18 protein-coding genes are annotated in these 22,740 nt (G+C 67.3%); 7 read left to right on the plus strand and 11 right to left on the minus strand.

Annotation, left to right across the window (positions count from 1 at the left end):
- From OG474_RS28575 to OG474_RS28595, 5 genes are all read right to left on the minus strand, one after another.
- Window positions 1–1,047, minus strand: coding sequence for a family 2 encapsulin nanocompartment cargo protein polyprenyl transferase (locus OG474_RS28575; protein WP_405056677.1), 1,047 nt, complete (start codon window positions 1,045–1,047; stop codon window positions 1–3).
- A 10-nt stretch (window positions 1,048–1,057) separates the two neighbouring features.
- Window positions 1,058–2,443 carry a family 2B encapsulin nanocompartment shell protein gene (locus OG474_RS28580; RefSeq protein ID WP_405056678.1) on the minus strand — a complete coding sequence of 462 codons (1,386 nt, stop codon included), beginning with the start codon at window positions 2,441–2,443 and terminating at the stop codon, window positions 1,058–1,060.
- Window positions 2,440–4,644 (minus strand): germacradienol/geosmin synthase, encoded by a 2,205-nt coding sequence (locus OG474_RS28585; RefSeq protein WP_405056679.1) that lies wholly within the window; start codon window positions 4,642–4,644, stop codon window positions 2,440–2,442. The genes OG474_RS28580 and OG474_RS28585 overlap by 4 nt, the downstream gene beginning before the upstream one ends.
- A 3-nt stretch (window positions 4,645–4,647) precedes the next feature.
- Entirely contained in the window at window positions 4,648–6,057 is a 1,410-nt protein-coding gene (locus OG474_RS28590; RefSeq protein ID WP_405056680.1) for a family 2B encapsulin nanocompartment shell protein, read from the minus strand.
- A gap of 378 nt (window positions 6,058–6,435) precedes the next feature.
- Window positions 6,436–6,891: a PaaI family thioesterase gene (locus OG474_RS28595; protein ID WP_405056681.1), complete on the minus strand. Its 456-nt coding sequence runs from the start codon at window positions 6,889–6,891 to the stop codon at window positions 6,436–6,438.
- A 35-nt stretch (window positions 6,892–6,926) separates the two neighbouring features.
- Here OG474_RS28595 and OG474_RS28600 point away from each other — a divergent pair, with 35 nt between their 5' ends.
- A complete protein-coding gene (locus OG474_RS28600) occupies window positions 6,927–7,667 on the plus strand; it encodes a biotin/lipoate A/B protein ligase family protein (RefSeq protein WP_405056682.1) in 741 nt (246 codons plus the stop codon).
- Here OG474_RS28600 and OG474_RS28605 read toward each other — a convergent pair.
- Window positions 7,655–9,751 carry an ATP-binding protein gene (locus OG474_RS28605; protein WP_405056683.1) on the minus strand — a complete coding sequence of 699 codons (2,097 nt, stop codon included), beginning with the start codon at window positions 9,749–9,751 and terminating at the stop codon, window positions 7,655–7,657. The genes OG474_RS28600 and OG474_RS28605 overlap by 13 nt on opposite strands.
- Before the next feature lie 139 nt (window positions 9,752–9,890).
- Between OG474_RS28605 and OG474_RS28610 the strand changes: the two genes are divergently transcribed.
- Window positions 9,891–10,286, plus strand: a complete 396-nt coding sequence (locus tag OG474_RS28610; protein WP_405056684.1) for a rhodanese-like domain-containing protein — start codon at window positions 9,891–9,893, stop codon at window positions 10,284–10,286.
- A gap of 46 nt (window positions 10,287–10,332) precedes the next feature.
- Here OG474_RS28610 and OG474_RS28615 read toward each other — a convergent pair whose 3' ends face one another.
- The gene (locus OG474_RS28615; protein ID WP_405056685.1) at window positions 10,333–11,529 is read right to left on the minus strand and encodes an MFS transporter; all 1,197 of its coding nucleotides are present in this window, start codon (window positions 11,527–11,529) and stop codon (window positions 10,333–10,335) included.
- A gap of 169 nt (window positions 11,530–11,698) precedes the next feature.
- Here OG474_RS28615 and OG474_RS28620 point away from each other — a divergent pair, with 169 nt between their 5' ends.
- A complete protein-coding gene (locus OG474_RS28620) occupies window positions 11,699–12,601 on the plus strand; it encodes a ketopantoate reductase family protein (protein ID WP_405064624.1) in 903 nt (300 codons plus the stop codon).
- Between the two features lie 145 nt (window positions 12,602–12,746).
- Here OG474_RS28620 and OG474_RS28625 read toward each other — a convergent pair whose 3' ends face one another.
- The 3 genes from OG474_RS28625 to OG474_RS28635 all read right to left on the minus strand — a co-directional run bounded on the left by OG474_RS28625 (window position 12,747) and on the right by OG474_RS28635 (window position 15,259).
- Window positions 12,747–12,911, minus strand: coding sequence for a hypothetical protein (locus OG474_RS28625; protein WP_405056686.1), 165 nt, complete (start codon window positions 12,909–12,911; stop codon window positions 12,747–12,749).
- An 8-nt stretch (window positions 12,912–12,919) separates the two neighbouring features.
- Complete coding sequence (locus tag OG474_RS28630) at window positions 12,920–13,885, minus strand: TIGR03557 family F420-dependent LLM class oxidoreductase (protein WP_405056687.1); 966 nt, start codon at window positions 13,883–13,885, stop codon at window positions 12,920–12,922.
- 729 nt (window positions 13,886–14,614) lie between these two features.
- Entirely contained in the window at window positions 14,615–15,259 is a 645-nt protein-coding gene (locus OG474_RS28635; protein WP_405056688.1) for an HAD family hydrolase, read from the minus strand.
- A 68-nt stretch (window positions 15,260–15,327) separates the two neighbouring features.
- Here OG474_RS28635 and OG474_RS28640 point away from each other — a divergent pair, with 68 nt between their 5' ends.
- Window positions 15,328–15,513, plus strand: coding sequence for a hypothetical protein (locus tag OG474_RS28640; protein WP_405056689.1), 186 nt, complete (start codon window positions 15,328–15,330; stop codon window positions 15,511–15,513).
- On the opposite strand, the gene OG474_RS28645 is transcribed toward OG474_RS28640, so the two are convergent.
- Window positions 15,500–16,384: a polysaccharide lyase gene (locus OG474_RS28645; RefSeq protein ID WP_405056690.1), complete on the minus strand. Its 885-nt coding sequence runs from the start codon at window positions 16,382–16,384 to the stop codon at window positions 15,500–15,502. The genes OG474_RS28640 and OG474_RS28645 overlap by 14 nt on opposite strands.
- Window positions 16,385–16,528: 144 nt before the next feature.
- Between OG474_RS28645 and OG474_RS28650 the strand changes: the two genes are divergently transcribed.
- From OG474_RS28650 to OG474_RS28660, 3 genes are read left to right on the plus strand one after another with little or no spacing between them, the layout of a single operon-like run.
- Window positions 16,529–17,653: a LacI family DNA-binding transcriptional regulator gene (locus OG474_RS28650; protein ID WP_405056691.1), complete on the plus strand. Its 1,125-nt coding sequence runs from the start codon at window positions 16,529–16,531 to the stop codon at window positions 17,651–17,653.
- Window positions 17,650–21,939 carry a heparinase II/III family protein gene (locus tag OG474_RS28655; protein WP_405056692.1) on the plus strand — a complete coding sequence of 1,430 codons (4,290 nt, stop codon included), beginning with the start codon at window positions 17,650–17,652 and terminating at the stop codon, window positions 21,937–21,939. The genes OG474_RS28650 and OG474_RS28655 overlap by 4 nt, the downstream gene beginning before the upstream one ends.
- On the plus strand, window positions 21,932–22,687 hold the full coding sequence (locus tag OG474_RS28660) for an acyltransferase domain-containing protein (RefSeq protein WP_405056693.1): 756 nt from the start codon (window positions 21,932–21,934) through the stop codon (window positions 22,685–22,687). Before OG474_RS28655 ends, OG474_RS28660 begins: the two co-directional genes overlap by 8 nt.
- Window positions 22,688–22,740 lie beyond the last annotated feature (53 nt).

Here is a 22,740-nt window from a genome sequence, read left to right on the forward strand (position 1 = left end):
TCAGTGATCGCGATGGGTGGCGAGCCGAGCCAGCCTCTCCAGCTCGATCGACGCGGGCGCGACTGCACCAGCGGTGATCAACGAGCCCAGAGCGGCGGCCAGCAGGGCATCGGCCTGGTCCTGACTGGTCGTGCGGCCACCCGCGGTCTCGACCAACGCGGCCGCTGTGGTCAGCTCGTCCGGCGACAACTCGTCGGTTCGCGCATACAAAGCGGCCAGCTCGCGGGCAGCCGGCGTACCGGAGGCGAGTGCGGTGACCACCGGCAACGACTTCTTCCGCCGGGTCAGGTCGGAGTACACGGGCTTGCCGGTGACCGACGGCGTCCCCCAGATGCCGAGCAGGTCGTCGATGTACTGATACGCGAGCCCGAGATCCTCGCCGTACAGGCGGAGATGGTCGACCTGATCGGTTCGGCCGCCGCCGAGCAGTGCTCCGAGCGCCGTGCTGCACCCGAGTAGCGCGCCGGTCTTGAGCTGTGCCATCCGGACACACTCCGCCGGTACGACGTCGCTCCGGGTCTCGAAGTCGGCGTCGGCCAACTGGCCGTCCACCAACTCCTGGACAGCCGCACCGAGCATCTGCGCGGCCTCGCCTCGAGCTGGATGGCCGCTGCCCACCAGTACGTCGAAGGCCAGGCCGAGCAGCGCATCACCGGCCAGGATGGCCGGCCCGAGACCGAACACGGTCCACGCGGTCGCGCGGTGCCGTCGAGAGGTGTCGCAGTCCATCACATCGTCGTGCAGCAAGGAGAAGTTGTGCACCAGCTCGACCGCGACCGCGGCCGGCACTGCGGATTCCGTCGTACCGCCGACCGCTTGAGCGGTCAGCAGCACGAGCGCCGGCCGGATCGCCTTGCCGCTGTCGGCGCGGGCGGGCCGGCCCTCCTCGTCGGCCCAGCCGAAGTGGTAGTCCGCGATCCGCCGGGTCGCCGGGGGCAGTGTGGCTACCGCGGCCCGGAGCGCCGGGTCGACGACTCCCCGGCTCCATGCGAGGACCTCGGCTGCCGAACGATCACCCTGACTGGTCGTCTCTTGGAGTGTTGACATCTCATGCTCCTCATCCACCGAGCTCGACGTTTTCCAGAACGCCCAGCGCGTCCGGGACGAGAACAGCCACCGAGTAATAGGTGCTGACCAGATACGAGATGACGGCCTTGTCGCTGATGCCGAGGAACCGGACGTTCAGGCCGGGTTCGTACTCGTCCGGCAGACCGGTCTGGTGCAACCCGATGACACCTTCGTCGTCGGCACCGGTTCGCAGGATCAGCACCGAGGTGGTGTTGGTGTCGGAGATGGGGATCTTGTTGGACGGCAGCAGCGGTACGCCGCGCCACGCGTGCACGGTCTTGCCGTTCACGATCGTGGTCTCGGGGTAGATGCGCCGCTTGGTGCACTCCCGGCCGAACGCGGCGATCGCCTTCGGATGGGCGAGCAGCAGCCGGGGTTTGCGCCGCCGGGTGAGCAGCTCGTCGAAGTCGTCCGGGGTCGGGGGACCAGTGCGGGTATAGATGCGCTGGTTGTAGTCGGCGTTGTGCAGGAGCCCGAACTCGCGGTTGTTGAGCATCTCCCACTCTTGCCGCTCGCGGAGCGCCTCGATCGTCAGCCGGAGCTGTTGCTCGGTCTGGTCCATCGGGTCGTTGTAGAGGTCGGCCACGCGGGTCTGCACCCGCAGGATCGTCTGCGCGACGCTGAGCTCGTACTCGCGCGGTGCCGGGTCGTAGTCGACATACGTGCCGGGCAGCGCGTCTTCGCCGGCGTGACCGGAGGCGACATCGATCTCCGCCTCACCGGACTTGTTCTGCGCCTGCTTCGGCCGCTGCCGATAGTCGTCGAGCTGAGTCCGCAACGAGTCGGACCGATCGATCAGCTCGGTGAAGTCCTGGCGGCTGAGTCGCAGGATCACACAGCTGGTCAGAGCCTTGGCTGTGTATTCCCACAGGTGTTCCGGCGGTTCGGTCAGGAGCTGCGCACCGAGATGGTCGCCGTCGGCAACCGTGCCGAGGTCGGTCCCGGCGCCGTACTCACCGACGCCGGTCTTGGCGACCTTGCCGTGGGCAATCAGTACGACGTCGTCCACCCGGCTGCCGAATTCGACGATCACCTCGCCCGGCTCCACGTCTTCGCGATGGAACCGGTCGGCCAGCGCGTTGAGCACTTCCTCATCGGCGAAGCCGCGGAGCGGAGGCAGTTCGGTGAGCTCGACCGGGATCACCCGGACGTCCGAACCGGTCACGGAGAAGCTGAGCCGACCGTCACCGATCGCGAAGGTGGTGCGCCGGTTGACCCGGAAGGTCGCGCCCTTGGTCTCCACCCAGGGCAGTTGCTGGAGCAGCCACCGTGGGCTGATGCCCTGCATCTGCGGGACGGATTTGGTGGTCGTCGACAGCTGCCGAGCGGCCGCCGTACCGAGGGAGAGCTGCGGGTGTTCCTGGTCGACCGTCATGCTGCACCGGCCTTTCTGTGGATTCGGAAGGCGGAGGTGCCCAGGCCACTGGGAACGCCCAGTCGCTGGACGGGTTGGGCCTTCCGGTGTGGCAGGTCGGATTCTTTGTAGCGATGACAGCCTTCGTGCCAGACGAGGATTCCGGACATCCAGTTGCGGAGTTCCTCGGCGTACCCGAGCACTGCCTTGCCGACCTCGTCGTCGAGGCCGAAATCATTGATCATGATCGGCAGGTCGTTCTCGGTGACGCGTTCGAACTGCTGCATCCGGGCCGTCATCAGGTCGTTGACGACGGCAACAGACTCGTCCTTGCTGCAGGCCAGGAAGTTCTGGACGACCGCCACTCCGTTGTGGAAGTCGCCGTCGTACTGGATCTCCTTGTGGTACGAGAAGAGATCGTTCAGCAGGCAGGCGTAGTCGGCGGCCGCGTTCTCCATCGCTTGCACCGGCCGTGACCGGTAGACCTCGGCCGGGACATCGCGACCGTGGCCGATCCGGCACAGACTCATCGTGAGGTCCGAGCCGAACGTGCGGCGCCGCATCTCGACGTAGTCGACCGGATCGGGGATGCGGTTCTGCGCCTGGTTGGCGAGCTCCCACAGCCAGCTTTCGGTCATCGTGTCGACGGCCTGCCGGAAGGACTGCCGATTCTCCGCGGACATCGGGCCGGCCGTGCGCTGCCACAGGTCGGCCAGCGACACCTCCAACGGACCCACCGGGGGTGGGCTCACCATGTCGAGTGGCATCAGGGCCGACAGCCGCGCGGTGGTCGCCTTGGCAGTCGTCAGATCACGCCGCAGGCCGAAGACCTGCGGGTAGTAGTCGTCGGCGTACGTGCCCCAGGCCAGCCACTCGCTCGCCAGAGCGAGCTGCTCGGCCGAAGCGTCCGGGAAGATGCCGGACGCACAGAGCGGCAGGTCGAAGGCCTCGAGCATCCGGGCGTCCCAGACCGTTCCGTCGGTGATGCCGGTCTGCGCACCCCACTCCAGTACCGCGAACCGTGCGCTGTCCAGGTGCGGACTGCTCTTCGCCTGGAAGGGCATGTAGATCTCGGGCAGGGTGGTCGGACCGACCGGCTGGTACGGCGTGAAGCTGTGACTGCGGATCCGGTAGGGAGCCGTCGATACCAACGACGAGGCGATCCGCATCGCCGACGTACCGAAGTTGCTGCCCAACCCGTTGCTCAGGGCAGCCTTTCCGCCCTTGTTCATGTAGCGGCTGGACCGCAGATGCCACTCGTGCCCACCGGACTGCCAGTCCTGCAAGCCCTTCACATAGTTCAGTACGTCGAGGTGCCCCTGCGGATCGATGCCGTTCTCGGCGAGGAGTTGCGGGACCTCGACCACGGCCGTGTTCTCGAACTGGTGCAACCGCGAGGTGAGGATGTCGTTGACCAGGTTCGCCGCCCGTTGCGTCGGGCAACCGAAGAAGGTCTCCATCACCAGCACCGCGTTGTTGACCTCACCCTCCACCTCGACCTCACGCTGGTACGAGAAGAGGTCGTTGCGCATGTGGATGGCGTCCGAGAACGTGTCGCTCAGCACGTGCATCGGCCGGGTCTCGGCGATCGCCTCCGGCACCTCGGCGGTCACGTACTCGACCAGGTTCGCCGACCAGGGGGCGCCACCGACCTTGCGCCGCATCTCGACGTACTCGATCGGGTTGGCGATCCGGCCGGCGCTGATGTTCGACAGCTCCCACAGGGACTCGGCGAGTAGAGCCTCTGTGGTCAGCCGGAACCGCCGCCGCCAGTCCGCCGACATCGACGGGATGGTGCGGTTCCACAGGTCGACGAGACCGCGCTCCACCGGATTCTCCGGTATCTCACTGATCTCACCCTCGGCCGGCATGAACAACAGGAGCCGGTCGAGGTACGCCTTCGCGGCCGGGATGTCCCGGGTCTTCTTGTACAGCTCGAGAAAGTGGTCGTCGAAGTAGAAGACCCACACGTACCAGTCGGTGACCAGATCCAGCTGCGGACCGGTCGCATCGGGATGCGTGTACGCACACAGCAGCGCATAGTCGTGGGAGTCGAAGTCGTGCTCGTCCCAGACGTGATGCCCTTCCTGCGGTACGTCGATCATGTCGAACTCGTAGGCCCAGGACTTGCTGTGCACCCGGGCTCCCTCCAGGTGCGGACTGATCCTGGCCGGGTAAGGCACATAGAAGTCGGGCAGCTCGTAGGGCTGCGTTGTTGACATGGATCAGCCCTCGCGGCCGATCTCCACGTTCTCGAGGACACCTAGGGCATCCGGGACCAGGACGGCGGCCGAGTAGTAGGCGCTGACCAGGTAGTTGATGATCGCCTTCTCGCTGATGTTCATGAACCGCACCGACAGGCCGGGCTCGTACTCGTCCGGCAGTCCGGTCTGGTGCAGACCGACGACACCCTGGCTGTCCTCACCGGTCCGCATCAGCATGATCGAGCTGGTCCGGGTGTCGCTGATCCCGAGCTTGTTGCACGGGAAGATCGGTACGCCGCGCCACGCGGGCAGCCGGTGTCCGCCGACGTCGATGGAGTCCGGGTAGATGCCGGCCTTGGTGCATTCGCGACCGAAGGCGGCGATCGAGCGCGGGTGCGCGAGGAAGAAGGCCGGCTCCTTCCAGACCAGGCTGAGCAGCTCGTCCATGTCGCCTGGGGTCGGGGGACCGCTACGGGTCGGGATCCGCATGCTCAGATCCGCGTTGTGCAGCAGGCCGAAGTCGCGGTTGTTGACCATCTCGTGTTCCTGCCGCTCGCGCAGGGCCTGGATGGTGAGCCGCAACTGCTGCTCGGTCTGGTCCATCGGGTGGTTGTAGAGATCCGCGACCCGGGTGTGCACCCGCAGGACGGTCTGCGCGACGCTCAGTTCGTACTCACGCGGGGTGGTCTCGTAGTCGACGTAGGTGCCGGGCAGCTCGGACTCACCTGCGTGGCCGGCGGCCAGCTCGATCTCGGCCTCGCCGAACTCGTCCTGGGCCGCCTCCGGGCTGTCCCGGAAGTGCTGGATGTGGTTGCGCAGGCTCTCGGACTGGGAGATCAGCTCCTCGAACGACTGCTGTGACAACGAGAGCAGCGTGCCCGGGGTGAGCGCCTTGACCGTGTACTCCCACAGGTCGTCGGATTCCAGGATCGCCCGGTAGGTGAAGTGGTCGCCGTCGACCAGCGTCTCCAGCACGGACTCGTCGCCGTACTTGCCGACGCCGATCTTGTTCACCTTGCCGTGGGCGATCAGACAGATCTGGTCGGCCGGGTGGCCGCGCTCGACGATCACGTCGCCGGGCTGGAACTCGCGCTGCACGAAGCGGTCCGCGAGTGCGGTCAGCACCTCGACGTCGTCGAAGCTGCGCAACATGCCCAGCTCGCAGAGCTCCTGCGGGATCACCCGGACCTCCGCACCGGAGGTGGTGAAGGTGACCCGGCCGTCGCCGACTGCGTAACTCAGGCGGCGGTTCACCCGGTAGGCGCCACCCTTGGCCTCCACCCAGGGCAGCAGTTTGAGCAGCCACCGGGAGGTGATGCCCTGCATCTGCGGCTCGGACTTCGTGGTCGTGGCCAGGTTGCGGGCGGCCGCCGTACCAAGGCTCAGCTGCGGCTGTCCTCCTGCGTTCACATCAGGTTCGGTCAGGGTCATGACAAACACACCACCGTTCGAATCGACTGCGGGCATGCGTCAGCACCACGCGTGGCGTGGTCTGCACAGGTAGGGACGCCACGCTGCGGGGATCAAGGCATGACAAAGCCTTGGCACAGCGTGGTTCGGCTGTCGGAGGGGGACGGGCGGATCACCTGGACGTCGGAGCAACAAGAACGGGTGGCATACGGACTTCGGCGGCCCCAGATCGCCTGCAGTCCGACCCCGTCGGCTTACTCACTAACAGTAATCAGGTGCTGACCGGCCCCGTCAAGATGTACTCACGGTCAACTTCTTTCAGACCTTTCGGAACCCCGAGACAATGGGGTCCCGACCCCGACGAAATGGCCTCAGCTGTTAACTGTGACGCCTAACGTTTCAGCGCTCCGGCCGCGCCGCGATCTGGATCAGGGTCTGTTGCCCAGCCGCCACGGACGTGCGACGATCACCTTCCACCGCGAAGACCTCGAGCTGACAGACAGTCAACGTACGACCAGCCGACGGGGATTGCGCAGGAAGCACTTTGCCGACCGCTTCGAGGTGGTCGCCTTCGGCCGGCGCCAGCAGGTTGATCTTGTACTCGACGGTCAGCACGGAGCTGTCCGGAGCAAAGAGAGTGAAGGCTGCATAACCACCTGCGCTGTCAGCGATCGCACTGGTCGCACCGGCATGGAAGTAGCCGTGCTGCTGGGTGACCTCGGGCCGTCGTGGCAACTCGATGTGCACACACCCCGGCTGAATGCGCGTCAGTCGCGCACCCAGGTGCTCCATGAGGCCCTGGCGTGCGAAGCTCGCGCGGACCCGCTCCTGGACCTCTGGGCTGGCGTCCTCCATACGGGCACCCTAGTGCCCCGTGGCACCATTCCGACGTGCACGTGTACGCGGGTCCTCTGCAACCAGGCGAACAAGCTCTCGAGCTTGCGGTAGCCCACGCGCTGGTACGGCGCGCCTCGGATGGCGCGATCGACGAGGCGCTTCGGATCTACCGGCCGGCGGATCCGGTCGTGGTCTTCGGCCGCCGGGATACGCGGCTGCCGGGCTTCGCGGCCGCCGTACAGACTGCTCGGGACGCTGGGTTCGAGCCGCTGGTCCGGGCGGTTGGCGGGCGGCCGGTCGCGTATACGACCGAGGCGCTGGTGGTTGACCACGTGAGACATGAGCGGCTCGCTCCGGATGGCATGGAGTCGCGGTTCGCGCACTACGGCGACGTGTACGCCGGTGTGCTCCGCGATCTCGGGATCGACGCGCGAGTGGGCGCCGTACCGGGGGAGTATTGCCCGGGTGCGCACAGCGTCAACGCGCGTGGAGTGGTGAAGCTGATCGGGACCGGGCAACGCGTTGTGCGCAACGGCTGGCTGTTCAGTGCGCTCGTGGTGCTTGGTGATGACGACCTGCTGCGGCCGCTACTCACGGAGATCTACCGGCAGCTGGATCTGCCGTTCGACCCGGCCTCGGTTGGGTCCATTGCCACGGAGGCTCCCGGTCGCGCGGAGTCCGTCGAGCTGCGACTACGCGCGGCGTACGCGCAGAGCGCCGTACTGGAGCCGGCGGTGCTGGACGAGGCCACGCTCGCGGTGGCTCGTGAGCTGGCCGCGGATCACCGCGCCTGATCTGCTTGGGCGATCCGGGCCAGCGCCGCATCACAGCGTTCGGCACTCGGCCAGTCGAGGAGCCGGCGGAATTCGGCGCGCAGGGCAACGAATCGGTCGGCGTGGTCAGCGTCTTGATTGAGGCGGAGAGCTAGCTCGGCTTCGACGAGTTCGGCCCGCGGCCAGTGCAGCTGATGACCGTTGCGCGCGGCAATCTGTTGCGCGTCGTCGATCCAGCCGACCGCTGCTTCCAGATGTTTCTCGACCCGGACCGCCAGCTCGGCCATCCGGTAGAGCGAGCTCGCGCGGCCGATCTGGTCGCCCAGCCGTTCGTAGTCGGTGGCGGCTTGGGTCAGCAGTTCAAGGGCACGCTCCGCATCCGGTACGACGGCGCCCAGGCAGACGAGCGCGAGCGCATGCGTCCAACTGGTTGGGTCGACGCCGGATGCGGCTCGCTCGAGCAGCTGAATCGCTTCGTCCGGGTTGTCGTCCTGCCGGGTCCAGCCGAGTGCGAGATCGGCGACCGGGCGGGTGTCGTCGTCGGCGGACTCCGCGGCCTGAGCGGCGAAGGCGGCGGCGCGTGCCGGATCGCGATGCCACATCTGCAAGGCGAGAGTGGCTGCGGCATGGGTACCGAGTGGTCCGCTCGGCAGCGGTTTGCCGAGCAGGTCGTCCAGCCATGCGAACAGCCAGCCGGGGTGGCCGAGGATCTCCCAGGCCAGACCGATGCCGGCGAAGAACTCCCAGGCTGCGTGGCTGTCGCCGTTCTCAAGAGTCCAGTACATGGCGGCGTCGAGGTCGGTCCGGCGGCTGACCAGCCACGACAAGGCGGCGTCCTGATCCCGGCCTTGAAGGTCGGGAACGAGCTCGACCGCGCGGGTCAGATGGTGGCGCGCGTGTTCGGAGCGGGCGCGATACGGCTGTGCGAGCTGCCGATGCGCGAACAAGCGGATGCTGTCGAGCAGCCGGTACTCCGTCGCCCGCCCACGGCGCCGAGCCGCGATCAGGGAGCGATCGACGAGGTACGGGAAGTGTCGTGCGATGTCGTCGGCGGCCAGTGGTGGATAGGCCAGGACGGCGACCGCGGTGTCGTAGTCGAAGCCGGCCGGGAAGACCGAGCAGCGTTCGAGCAGGAGCTGCTGATCGCGATCGAGCAGGTCGTAGCTCCAGCGCACCGCGTGTTCGAGGGCGCGATGCCGGGTGGTCGGCCCGCGCGGACCGTCGGTCAGTACGGCGAACCGGTCGTCGAGGTGGGCGAGCAGTTCGGCGGGGGAGAAGGAGCGGATCCGGGCGGCCGCCAGCTCGATTGCCAACGGCAACCCGTCCAGGCGTTCGCAGATCGTGGTGATGTCGCGCAGGGTGGCCGGTGAGATCTCGAAGTCGGGTAACGCGCTACCAGCCCGATCAAGGAACAGCTGCGCGGCTCTCGCGAGCTCCAGCGTCGGTACGGCGTACACGACCTCGCCGGTGACGTGCAGCGGACCCTGGCTGGTCGCGAGCACGGAGACGGTGCTTGTGGTGGTCAGTAGATCGGCCACGAGGTCGGCGGCCTCGGAGGTCACGTGCTCGCAGTTGTCGACCAGCAGCCAGAGCGGAGTGTCCGCTACGGCTCCGCGTAAGGCGGCGCGGCCGGCACTCTCGACGCCGAGTGCGTCAGCGAAAGCGCGCTCGACCGTGGCTGGAGAACTGGCCGCCAGATCGATCAGTACGGCGGTCGGCATTCGGCTCGCGGCCAGTTGGAGCGCGAGTCGGGTCTTGCCGGCGCCGGGTGGGCCGGTCAGCGTCACGAGTCGCTGGGTGCTCGTTAACTCGGTGAGCTCGGCGAGCTGTTGCTCGCGCCCGATGAAGGTCGAAAGTGGCCGGGGTAACGGCGAAAATCCGGTGTCCCGCTGTTGCGCGCCCAGCTCGACCAGTGAGCGGCGAGTGGTCCCGCCGAGCTTGCGGAGCAGTGACGAGACGTGGCTCTCGACCGTGCGTTTCGAGACGTGCAGCCGCTCGGCAATCTCCTGGTTGTCCAGTCGTTCCGCGACAAGACGGAACGTCTCCGCCTCGCGTCGCGTCACCCCTGCCGCGCGCAAGACCTCGGGAACGCCCCCCGGCTCCATGGAGGGAGCTTACCTACATGTTCGCCGGATTTGGGGAAACTTCCGTACAAAGCACGGATGTGGGACTTACGGTCAGGGCCGTTGAATAGCCGGGATCACTGATCAACGGGGGACCAGTGTTAGTAGAAAGATGGCCAGCATGGGTACAACCAAGTCGGTCCAGGATCTGGTCGCTGCGGCCAGGAGCGAGATTCGCAACCTCACCGTCGATGACGTCGCGGCGGGTCTCGACTCCGGTGCGGTCGTTCTGATCGACATCCGGGAACCGGACGAGGTGAGTCGGGACGGCGTCATTCCGGGCGCGGTTCCGGCGCCGCGGGGGATGCTGGAGTTCTACGCCGACCCGGCGAGCCCGTACCACCGCGAGGAGTTCGATCCGGCCGGCGCGACGATTCTGTACTGCGCGTCCGGCGGTCGCTCGGCCCTCGCCGTACAGGCCTTGCAGACGTTGGGGTACGCCGATGTGGCGCACCTGGACGGGGGGCTCAAGGCCTGGCGGGCGGCGGGGCGAGAGGTGGTCGCCCCGCCTGAGTGATCGCGGCCCCCCGATCGCCGTGGGGGTGCGATCGGGGGGCCTCACCTCACTGCGCTGCTGTGCGGTGCGGTTCTCGGGCGACGATCAGGTGGAGCCCGAGGGTGATGGTGAGGATGACGGCGGCGACGCCGAGCAGGGTGTGCGGTGCCGCGCCGGTGGCCAAGGTGATTCCGCCGAGGCCGCCGCCGAGCGCCGCACCGAGCGAGATGGCACTGCCGTTCAGGGCCATCACGATCGCGGCGGAGTCCGGGGCGAGCGAACCGAGCCGCGCCTGCTGGGGGACGGCGGCGCCGCCGTTGCCGACACCGGCCAGGAAGAACCAGAGCAGCCCCATCACGGCGGCCAGCGTGAACGGCGCGACGCTGAGCGCGACACCGCCGATGATCGAGTTCAGCAGTAGTCCGGCCAGGACGACGGTCAGCACCCGGAGCGGGGTGAAGCGGTCGGTGAGCCGGCCGGTCACGGCGTTCCCGAGCATGCTGCTCAGGCCGTAGCCGAACATGATCAGGATGATCACCCAGTCGGCCTTGAAGGTCGGCGCGAAGATCAGGGTCGCGTAGGTGAAGCAGGTGTAGCTCGCGCAGAGGATGCCGACCGTGACCAGGAGCCCGGCCAGCAGCCGCGGCTGACCGAGCGGCCGGAGCCGGTCGGCCAGGGAGCCGGCGGGCAGGTGCAAGTGCGGCAGCTTGAGCAGGATGCCGATCAGGGCGATCGTGCCGACGACCGCCACCAGGACCATCGGGAAGCGCCAGTTGGACTGACCGATCACCAGGCCGACCGGTACACCGAGGGCGGTCGCGGTCATCCAACCGCCAAGGACGAACGACAGCGCTTTGCCGCGATGCCGGATCGGCGTCTGCGCGATCACGTAGGCCAGGATCGCGGCGTTCAGCAGGCACCCACCGAGCGCGGCGACCACACGGCCGCCGATCGCGGCCCCGTAGTTCGGTGCGAGCGCGACGATCAGGTTCCCGACGACGAATACCGCGAGTGACCACGCGATGGTCCGGCGCCGCTCCCACCGACTGGTCGCCGTACCGAGGATCGGCGCGGCGATCGCCGAGGTCAACGCGAAGACGGTCATCAACTGACCAGCCGCAGCCTCGCTGACCCGCAGGTCGTCAGCAATAGCCGGCAGCAGTCCCGCCAGCACATACCCGTCGATCCCGGTCGAGAACGCAGCCACCGCCAACCAGATCAACGTCCGGTACGAGACCCCGCCGTCCTGCTCAGTCTGCTCCACACCCGCTATCGAACCCTTGGGAAGGCCGGTCGGGCAAGCGCGAACCCGCGCATTCTCGCCCAGTAAGCACATCTTTACGCAAAGGTCTCGACGGTAAGCGTCCCGCAATCCGTCGGCCGAAGGTCGCTCCCACCGGCTGTGCGAGGCTGGTCGCATGCGTATCGCGGTGATGGGGACGGGTGGGATCGGCGGGTATTTCGGGGGGGGGGGGGGGCATGAGGTTGCCTTCGTGGCTCGCGGGCGGCAGTTGGAGGCTTTGCGGGCGAAGGGGTTGCGGGTCGAGAGTGAGTTGGGTGACCTGCACCTGCCGACGGTCGAGGTGACGGATGATCCGTCCGAGCTCGCGCCGGCGGACGTCGTGCTGTTCGGCGTGAAGCTGTGGGACACCGAGGAATCGGCCGCGTTGATCAAGCCGTTGCTGGCTGCGGAGACCGCCGTGGTGTCGTTCCAGAACGGCGTGGTCAAGGATGATGTGCTGCGTCGGATTCTCGGGCCCGAGCATGTCGTTGGTGGGGTCGCCTACATCGCGGCGACGATCGCCGAGCCTGGTGTCATCAAGCACACCGGCAAGCTGCAGCGGCTGGTCTTCGGTGAGTACGACGGGAGCTCGTCGGCGCGCGTCGAGGCATTCCGGGCCGCGTGTGCCGAGGGTGGCATTGATGTTGCTGTCAGCAACGAGATCGAGCGGGCGGTCTGGGAGAAGTTCGTCTTCCTGGTCGGCCTGTCCGGGATGACGACGAGCACCCGGACCCCGATCGGCCCGATCCGCGACAACCCGCGCTCGCGCGCGTTCTTGTGGGACGTGATGGACGAGGTCGTCCAGGTCGCGCGCGCCCAGGGCGTGCCGATCCCGGCCGATTTCGCCGACGACCGGCTCGCCTTCGTCGATCAGGCCGCGGCCGAGATGACCTCGTCGATGCACCACGACCTGAACCGCGGAAGCCGGCTCGAGGTCCCATGGCTCAGTGGCGACGTCGTCGACCGCGGCCGGGCGCTCGGCGTACCGACCCCGTGCAATCGTGCGATCGCTGACCTCTTGGCTGTGCACGCCGAAGGCCACCCAGCAACCTGATCCAGCTCGTGCGGCTGAGGCCCCCGAATCCCGCCTTTGCGTGGCGCTACTGCCATATAGCGGCAGTAGTGCCACGCAAACCCGGCAGATCCGGGACCGCAGCGACCGGGACTGGGGGTCAGGCTGGTGAGTCGTCCGGACTGCGTTAGTCAGGGAGATGCGGGAGCTGCTCGTTCGGGTCCTCGTCGGGGTTGGGAGCCGGGGCGGGGGTGGGATCGAGGTCCGGGTCCGGCCGGCCGCTGTCCGGCACGGGATCGGTCAGGTCGGGCAGCGGTTCGACGGGCGGGACCGGGATGGGATTGGTACTCATGGTTCCTCCTAAGGGTGACGGCGGCGGAGTTCGGGGAGTACTTCGGTTCGGTAGAGGTTCATCAGGTCGACGGCGTGCGGGCCGATGTTCGCCACGTAGACCTCGTCGAAGCCGGCCTCGGCGTACGGCGTGAAGGCGTCGACGTGGTCGTCGGCCTTCGGACCGCAGGTCACCGATTCGGCGGTCGATTCCTTCGTGACGAGTTGGCTCGCCTGCTCGAAATGACGGGGTGAGGGCAGGACCTGGGCAAGCTCACCAGGGAGGCCCGAGTTGCCCCAGATCCGGTGTGCCTGCTCGATCCCCTCGGCCTCGGTCGGCGCGTAGCTGACCTTGAACCCGGCCTGCGCGGGCTTGCTGCCGCCGCCGTTGGTGCGGAAGCGATCGACCAGCTCAGCGTCGGGCGCCGTCGTGATGTAGCCGTCGGCGATCCGTGCCGCGACATCGGTGGCCTCGGGGCCGAAGCCGGACATGTAGACCGGCAACGGCTCCTCCGGGCGGGTGTAGATCCGGGCGGTGTCCACGGTGTAGTGCTTACCGTGATGGGAGACGAACCCCTCCTCCGTCCACAGCCGCCGCATCACCTCAACCGCTTCCTCGAGCATCTCCAGCCGGACATCTACTGTCGGCCAGACTGTCCCGAGGACGTGTTCGTTCAGCGCTTCACCGGTCCCGATCCCGAGCCGGAACCGGCCGTTCAGCAGTACGGCGCTGGTCGCCGCGGCCTGCGCGATCACGGCCGGATGGATCCGCACGGTCGGGCAGGTCACCGCGGTAGTCACCGGCAGTTCGCACACCTGCGAGATCGCGCCGATCGTCGACCAGACGAACGCGCTCTGGCCCTGCTCGTCGTTCCAGGGGTGGAAGTGGTCACTGATCCACAACCCGTCGAAGCCGGCATCCTCCGCCATCCGCGCCTGCTCGATCAGCTGGGCGGGTGTGTACTCCTCGCTCGACAGGAAGTACCCGATCTTCACAGTCTCCTCCGTTCGCCGACTCACTGCGCCCGGTGCCCGCGAAGTGGGGTTCCATGCGCGAGTCAGGGTGACGATCGCCGGGGCACAGCCCAGCGAGCGGAAGCTCGGCTTCGCGGGGATCCACTGCCGCTGGGAGCCTGTCGCGAACTGGCGGGCGGGATCCTCCCCAAACTGGTTTGGGGAGGATTTGAGACCGATTTGGGGGGTGAACGCTCCCCGGTTCGCCCTCCGGGAGGGCGAGACGCTCCCCGAACCGGTTTGGGGAGCGGGATCGCGACGGGTGATCGGTCGCGGTGGCCGAGGACTTCGGCTGGCCAGGAGCCTCTCCGTCCCGAAGGTGCTCGTCCTGTCCGGCCGATTGGATCCGGCCGGCGGCGTACGCGGTGGCTGGTCGCCGCTGCGGCCGGTGTTACTGAGGCGGGTGGCTGAGCGGTTCTATGGCTCACGGGGATGGCGAGCCCGGTGACCGAGGTTGCGGTTGTTTGAGCTTCCGGGCTACGGCTGAGGTGGGCGGGGTGACGGTAGGCGGTAAGTTCTGGTCTCTATCCCCAGGAAAAGTACCGGCCAGCGAACCGGGCGGGCGGTCTCGCGGGGCGGCGGTGGAAGTTCGGATCCGCTCGCTTTGTGGAACCTCGCTGCCGCTGGGCGGACATTTGGTTCCACAAAGGCGCGATTCGCCCGCCGCCGGCGGCCACTGAACCTTCGGACGTTGACGTTTTTGAAGCAGGGCTACCGCAGGAGGGCGACTGCGTCCTGGATGGAGTTGGTGACGAGGCAGCCGGTGGCTTCCAGTGCGTCTCGGTTCATGGCGCCGGTGCTGACGAGGATGGCGCCGGCGCCGGCGGCTCGGGCTGCGTTGGCGTCGTCGACCACGTCACCGATCAGTACGACGGTTGCCGGGTCGAGGTTCTGCGCCTCGAGGTGGCGGGTGAGGCTGTCCGCTTTGGAGCCGCCACCTACCTCGGCGACCAGGCCGTCGATGCGGGTGAAGTAGGAGGTCAGGCCGAACTCGTCGACCGTCGGCGTCAGCCGGTCGTGGAACCACATGGAGAGCAGCGACTGCGTCCGGCCGGACTCGGCCAGCTGCTTCAGTACGTCCAGGGTGCCGTCGGCGAGTAGGGCTTCGGCGAGCAGCGCGTCGTACCGGTCGTGGTAGAGCTTGTCGACCTGGGCCCACTCGTCCTCGTTGAGCTGCCGCTTCAGGACTGCCTCGTACGAGACCCGCATCGGTCGCGTGTACGCCGCTTGCCAGTCCGGCCAGGTGATCGCCGTACCGCCCAACTCGACGAACACCTCGTTCACCGCGGCCAGCACGATCTCGTTGTCGTGCAGCAGAGTGCCGTTCCAGTCCCACACCACATGCGAAATCTTCATCGGCAGCAGTCTAAGTTGTCGCGGCAGCCATCAGTCCGTCGACCAGAGCGGTGAGACCGATGGGGTAGGTGTCGGGCCTGCTGAACAGCACGCGGCAGATCGGCGCCTCCCTCGGGACGGCCGCGCATCACCACTCCGGTGTGAGCAGCAGTCCCGAGGCGCTGACCAGCGGCTACGCGCTCGGGCTGCGGTTGTGCGCGCTGGTCCTGGTGGTTGCCGTGGGCAGCGTTCTGAGCAGTCTCAGCAAGAGCTGAGCTCGCAGATGTCCGAGGCCTGGGTGGAGACCTTGAGGTCGTCGTACCAGATCCAGGAGTCGTTGGCGGGGGCGAAGGAGGCGGTCGCGCCGCTGGCGAAGGACGAGAAGTAGGCGCGATCGACCTGGTCGGCGTTGCGGACGAAGCGCAGGCCGGAGATGTTCGCGGCCGAGACGCCGTTGAACCAGACCTGGATCTGGCCGTCGGGGTTGGCCTGTCCGTCCGTCACGGTGTTCACCCGGAAGCGCTGGACGACGTTCACCCAGGAGCCGCGCTGCCAGGTGAAGACGGTGCCGGCGCTGTTCTTCAGTTCGACGTAGTCGCCGTACACGCCGTCATGGCCCATCGAGTAGTAGTAGATCGCGGCCTTGCCGCCGCTGCGCCAGATCAGCCGCGACGAGAAGCCGTTGTAGCCGTCGCAGGCCTGGCCGCCGGAGCACGCGGCGCCGCCGGCCAGACCGACACCGACCTTGCCGGCGTACTCGGTGGTGCCCCAGCTGAAGTCGCTGCTGAATCTGACCCATTGGGACACGTAGTACTCACGGGCTTTGGTCAGCTTGAAGGGTGCCTGGGCGCCGGAATCGGCCGGGCCGATCTTGCCTTTCGGGTAGAAGACGCGCAGTGATTTGCTGCCGTTGTGGTGGAAATTGACGCCGTCGATCCAGGTCCGGGTGCTCATCCCTTCGTCCCAGTCGGCATTCCAGCCGTCGGTCGCCCAGGCGGCCCGCGGGTACGCCGATTGCGACGCCGGGCGCTCGAAGGTGTTGATCATCAGGGCGGTGGTGCGGCCCGAGGCCGGGGCCTGGACGAGTCCTGCGGTCAGCAGGGTGAGGGCGGTGAGCAGGGCCAGTGAGCGGATTCCTCGCCTCATGGAAATACCTTCCGTTGGGAGAATGAATAACCAGCGTTGCTGTGCCGCTCAGCGTGCTTGCTGCAACATTTGCACGCAATAGCTCAAGATTCATTCCTAATACACGCCTTGACGAGGATTGAATTCGCTTTCACGATGTCCGGTATGACGAGCGAGCAGGGGTTGGCCGATGTCCCGCGCGGGATGAAGTTCCGGGCCTTGGCCGAGCAGTTGCGCGAGCAGATCTCGACCGGGGTCTGGACGGTCGGCGGCCGGTTGCCGACCGAGCCGGAGCTGGCCCGGTCGGCGGGGGTCGGGATCAACACCGTCCGGCGGGCGGTCGACCTGCTGATCGAGGACGACATCGTCCAGCGGCGGCAAGGGTCCGGGACCTACGTGCTCGCCCAGCCGTCCGGCATCCGGCTGCAGCGCCGGTTCGTTGGCGTGCTGGTGCCGTCGACGTCGTACTTCTACCCGAAGGTGATCGAGGGCATCGAGCGCGTGCTCAGTGCGGCCGGCGTTCGGGTGATCCTGTCGAGCTCGGAATACAACCTCGACGTCGAGGCCGAGCAGACCCGGCAGTTGCTCCAAGCCGGTGTCGACGGCCTGCTGCTGGTCCCGAACCTGCATCTGATGGACGACCCCGACCTGTTCTTCCAGGACCTGCCGGAGCTCCCGGTCCCGTACGTGCTGATCGAGCGCCGGCCGCCGAACCCCACCTTGGACGACGCGACGCCGTACGTCTGCACCAACCATCAAGGCGGTGCGTACGCCGCTGTCCGGCACCTGACCGAGCTCGGCCATCGCCGGATCGGCCACCTCGGACGCCTTCGAACCGGTACGGCGGATGCCGTGCAGGCGGGCTTCGACGCGGCGATCACGGAGTTCGGTCTGCCGGTGGTCCCCGAGGTCAACCAGCGTCGCGAGGTCTGGAGCACCGAGGAGCTCGCCGAGTACGTCCGGACCTGCGCGGCCAATGAGGTCAGCGCGGTGTTCTGCCTGGGCGATCGGGACGCTTCGGCCTTGGTGCTGCACGCCCGCCGGCTCGGACTGGAGGTCCCCGGCGACCTGGCGATTGTTGCCTATGACGACGAAGTGGCCGACCTGGGGGAGGTGCCGCTCACTGCGGTGTCACCACCGAAGGCCGAGGTCGGAGCGCTCGCCGCCGAACTGTTGCTGCGTCGCCTCACCCAGGGTGAGACGGCCCCCATTCATCAGGTCCAGCTGCGTCCGCGGCTGGTCATCCGTGCCTCTTGCGGTGCGGCGACCCGAGAGCTGGTTCAGCAATGAAGCCCTATCTGTTGGCTGTTGCTCTGATCGCGGCTGTGCTCCAACCGGTCGCCGCGCAGGCCGCGCCGGACGACGTACCGACGCGACCCGGCAATCTGGTGGTGAATCCCTCCTTCGAGGGTGGGATCTCCAGCTGGACCGCATCGAGCCGCGCGACGGTGGACTCCGGTGCTCTGAAAGTCACCTCGTCGACCGGTACCGCCTGGGAGGGTGCGAACTCGGCCTCCTTCGGGCTCGACGCTCGGCGTACTGCGAAGGTGACGGTGTCCGGCCGGGTCAAGCTCGACGGTGTCGTTCAAGGTCCGTCGGCCGACAATGCGGCCAAGCTCTACATCGCGTTCGTGAACGCGGCAGGCGTGAAGAACTGGCAGGGCGTGCGGCTGCAGGGCACCCAGGACTGGACTGTGCAAAGCGCCACGTACGCGGTGCCGGCCGGGACGGTTTCGGCGTTCGTCAGTGTGGCGCTCGATCGCGCGGTGGGCACGGTCCGGTTCGACGACCTGCGGGTCGCGGCGAGTGCACCGGTCAACCTAGCCGCGAACCCGGGCTTCGAGACCACGACGAGCGATCCGAACTGCCCGGCCGCCGGCTGGTGTACGCCGTACCTGAGTCAGGTCTATGACCTTGAGGCGGGCGCGATGCGGCTGAAGGGCGTGCCGGGGAAGAAGGTCGGCGGGTTCGTCACGACACAGGTCGACCAGGCCGTCTGGCCGGTGGTCACCGTGGCAGCGGACGTGAAGACGGATCAACTGCTGTCGTCGGACTTCACCGACGTGCCGGGTGGGTTGCGCGTCAGCCTCAGCTTCTCGTACGTCGAGAACGGGCAGACCGTCTACACAGGTTCGTCGATCGTGGCCGGGGTGATCACCGGGACTCGTGGCTGGTCGCGGATCTCCGGGACAATGCGGTTGCCCGCGAAGACCCAGCGGATCCAGGTGATTCCCGCGGTCACGAACGCGACCGGTACGGCGTGGATCGACAACGTGAGTGTGAGCACCGAATCGGGGTGGGTGTCGCCGGACACGGTCGCCAAGTCGGTTGCCGCCGGCTCCGAAGTCGTGCACTACGCGACGATCACCAATCGGCGCGAGGTTGCCGACACCTTCCGGCTCAGCCTCGATCAGTCGGCGTTGGCGCCGTACTCGGCCCGGCTCGAGACCGACACGATCGCCCTGGCTCCTGGTCAATCAGCTCAGGTGCAGGTGTTTGTTGCCGTACCCAACGGACAAGCGGCCGGTACGACGCGTGAGGTCAAGCTGCTCGCGAGCCCAGCCGGCGCGCCGGACCTGACCCAGACGGCCTGGCTCGAGATGACCGTGGCGACGGCGGCAGTCCGTGGTGAACGGCCGCAGGTCTTCAACACAGCAAGCGAAATCGACGCGCTCCGGCAGAAGATCGCGCACCAGGGCTGGGCGAAGGACGCTTACACCAGGGTGGTGAAGACCGAGGCGGACAATTGGTTGCCGCGTCCCCTCGACAAGACGATGTTCCACAATGCGTGGACCGGCAACTACAAGTGTCCCGGCACGAATACCAGCCTGCGGTTCGACTACGACAAGCCGACCGAACACACCTGCCCGATCGACGGGAAGGTCTACACCGGCGAGCCCTATGACAGCGCGTGGATCGAGACCTGGCACAACAACGCGGCTCAGGGCGCGGCGGATCTGGGACTCGCGTATCAGCTGACGGGCGGTCCGCAGTACGCGGCGAAGGCGCGGGACATCCTGCAGTACTACGCCGACCAGTTCGTCTCGGTGCCGTTGAACGGGCTCTACGGCCGGGTGCATTACCAGGTGCTGGACGAGGCCGTCTCGTCGATCGCGCTGATCGATGCGTACGACCTGATCCATGAGGCGTTGACGCCGGCCGAGCGGGTCGACATCGAGCAGAACCTGCTTCGCCCACTCGCTGACCTGATGATCTCGTGGCCGACGTCCACCTCGAACTTCCAAGCCTGGAACGACGCCGGGATCTACGGGATCGGTGCCGCGCTCAACGATGCGGCGTACAAGGAGTATGCGCTGCACGACTCCGAGGACGGGCTGGAGTTCCTGCTGAGCAAGGCCCGGATGGACGACGGCTGGTGGTGGGAGGGCTCGGCCAGCTATCACGTCTACGCGTTGCAGGCGCTGACCAGCTTGGCGATCGCAGCTCGCGGTGAGCACGACTACGTCAGCGATCCGCGCTTCAAGCAGATGTACTCCGTGCTGCTGCCTTATCTGTATCCGGATCTGACCGTTCCGGCGGCCGGTGACGGCGGCAACTGGGGTCGGCGGTTCGGGGTCAGCTTCACGCAGTTCGCCGAGTTCGCTTATGGCCAGTACGGCGATCCGCGGTTCGCGGCCGCGCTCGACTACGCGTACACGAACGCGAAGGTGCCGCGGACGGACCGATGGGCGTTGCGGTACGGCGCCGACACCATCCCGCCGAGCTCCGGATTGCGGGTCGGGAGCACGAACTTCGCCAGTCTCGGCGAGGCCGTGCTGCAGTCGCACAACGGACGCAACCTGGCCCCGAATCCCGGGCTGGAGGACGAGGCCACAGCGAACGGCGTACCGGCGTACTGGAAGCTGGACGGGGCCTCCTGGGTGACCGATGTGGTGATGGACGGGAAGCGCGCGGCTCGCGTGGCTGCCGACCTGTCCGGCCCGCGTGGGTTGCGGCAGGACGTGCCGCTCGACGGTCGGCGGACCCCGACCATCCGGTTGTCGGCGATGGCAAAGACCTCGGCGGCCACGGCTGGGCGCTTGACGATGAGCTTCCTCGATGGGCGCGGCAAGGTGTTGTCGGCGAAGAGTGTGGCAGTGCGGCGGGACCCGGATTGGACGGCGTACGACGTCGACGCGGACGTGCCGTCGTCGACCCGATCGGTCCGGTTGAGTCTGGGAAGTGACCGGGGGACCGGCATGCTGTGGTTCGACCAGGTCGACCTGTGGTCGAACCAGTTGCTGGTCCACGGCACGCGAGAGGTCCCGGTACAAGGCGGCAACGTGGGCTCGCTGACGCTGAGTGGGGCCGGCATAGTGGAGCTGACATTCCTGGACAAGGACGGCGCCGTACTGGGGACGAAGGCGGGAAAGCACCGGGTGCAGGCCGAGGTGCCGACCCAGACGGTCAAGGTGCGAACCTCAGCGGCCTTCCAGGCTGTGCTGAGCTTCGAGCATGCGATCGACGCGTTCCAGGCGAACTACCTGCGGCTTGACTACGGCATCGCGGGTGGGACGCACGGGCATGCCGACAAGCTGCATCTGGACGTGGTCGGTGCGAGTGGGTTGCAGTCGACCGACCTCGGTCAGGTGTACGGCGCCTCGAACGCGGACCTGACCGAGAACTGGTACCGGGAGACGGTCTCGCACAACACCGTCGTGGTGGACGGCACGAGCCAGGACCGGAACCTGCGCGGCACGTTGAAGTACTTCGGTACGACGCCGCGGCTGCAGGTCGCGGACGCGGAGGTCAAGGGTGCGTATGCCAGTGTGCCCGCGTCGAGTGATGTCGAGCTGGAGCGCGCGGTGCTGATGACCGATGACTACACGCTCGACGTCTTCGATGCCAAGGGCACCAAACCGCATCGCTTCGACCAGTCCTGGCATGGTGCCGGCGCGCTGACGATCGGGACGGTGCCGATGGCTCCCGCGCCGTGTTGTGTGCTTGATCCGGCGAACACGAACTTCGGCTATCACCTGCTCAAGAACGTTGCCGTCGGCAATGCCGGCGATGGTCGATGGACCGGCAGCTGGTCGAGTGGTCTGAAGCTGACCGCTTTGGAGCCCGAGGCAACGACCGTTCTGCACGAGACAGGGCCGGGGACGGCATCCACCGGTACGGCGATCCCGTTCGTCCTGGCTCGGCGTGATGGGGTGACGGCGACGCGGTACACGACCCTGCTGGAGACCGCACCGACTGTTGCCTCGGTCAAGCGGATCACCGATGGGCACGTGCGCGTCGACCTGGCCGCCGGGGGACGGGACGACCTCCTGTACGACGAGGGGTTCGCGTTGATCAAGCGGACCAGCTCGGTGCAGAGCGTCGACCTGTTGCAGCGGACAACGGTCGCCGTCGACGGCCGCACGTACGTCGAGGCATCCAGGAAGGTGGACAACGCTGCGATCCAGTACGCCGGGGACACCGTGCGGATCGACATCCGCCGGTCGGTCGCGACGCCGGCCCCGGTTACCCTGCGGATCTACGCACCCGGCGTGCAGAAGGTGACGCTGAACAACCAGCCGGTCAAGGCAGTGTCTGCGGGCGGTGGCTATCTGAAGGTCGTGGTTGATGCTTGAGCGGATGAGCTGGGTCGGTATTCCGGAGACGGAACAGGCGGTGGTTCTCGCGTCGCCGCCGGACGCGGAAGAACTCGGTGCGGCGGTCGCCGGGCTGCGGCGCGACCTCGGGACGCTGGACAGCAGCGTCTCGTGGCGTCCGGACAGCGGCTCGCTTCCGCTGTACGCCTACCTGACGATCCTGCCGGACATCCTCGCCTGGCACGCCGCCCGTGGAGTCCCGCCGGAGGTCTCCCAGGCGACGATGCGCCAGCTCGGAGCCCGGGTCCGCGATGGGCAGCTTGTCCGGCCGTACTGGTTCAGTCGACATTTCCGAGGCAGTCTCTACCGCCTCGGCCGACTCCAGTTCGACCGGATCGCCCGGCACGGCGAGCCCGGGCTCGACATCCACATCCCTGGCGACGGGCCGCTCACTCCCGACGCCTGTGATGCGTCGCTCGCCGCGGCCCGGCCCTTCTTCGCCCAGCACTTCCCGGCCGAGGAGTACAAGCGCGCGATCTGTACCTCCTGGCTGCTCGACCCGCAGTTGGCCGACTACCTGCCCGACGACTCCAACATCCTCCGCTTCCAGCGCCGCTTCACCCCGGAGACAGTCGTCTCCCAGGCCGACGAGGAGGTCGTCACCTTCGTGTTCGACCTCCCGCCGGGTGCGGAGCTACCTCGCCGTACCCGCCTCGAACGCGCCATCGCCGAGCATCTTGCTGAAGGCAACCATTGGCACAACGTCAGCGGCTGGCTGACCCTGTGACCCGTTTCGGCCCGGCCTTTGCGCACGGCGTGACGGACCTCTCTCTGTTCCGG

Source organism: Kribbella sp. NBC_01505 (genome assembly GCF_045040285.1).
GTDB lineage: Bacteria > Actinomycetota > Actinomycetes > Propionibacteriales > Kribbellaceae > Kribbella.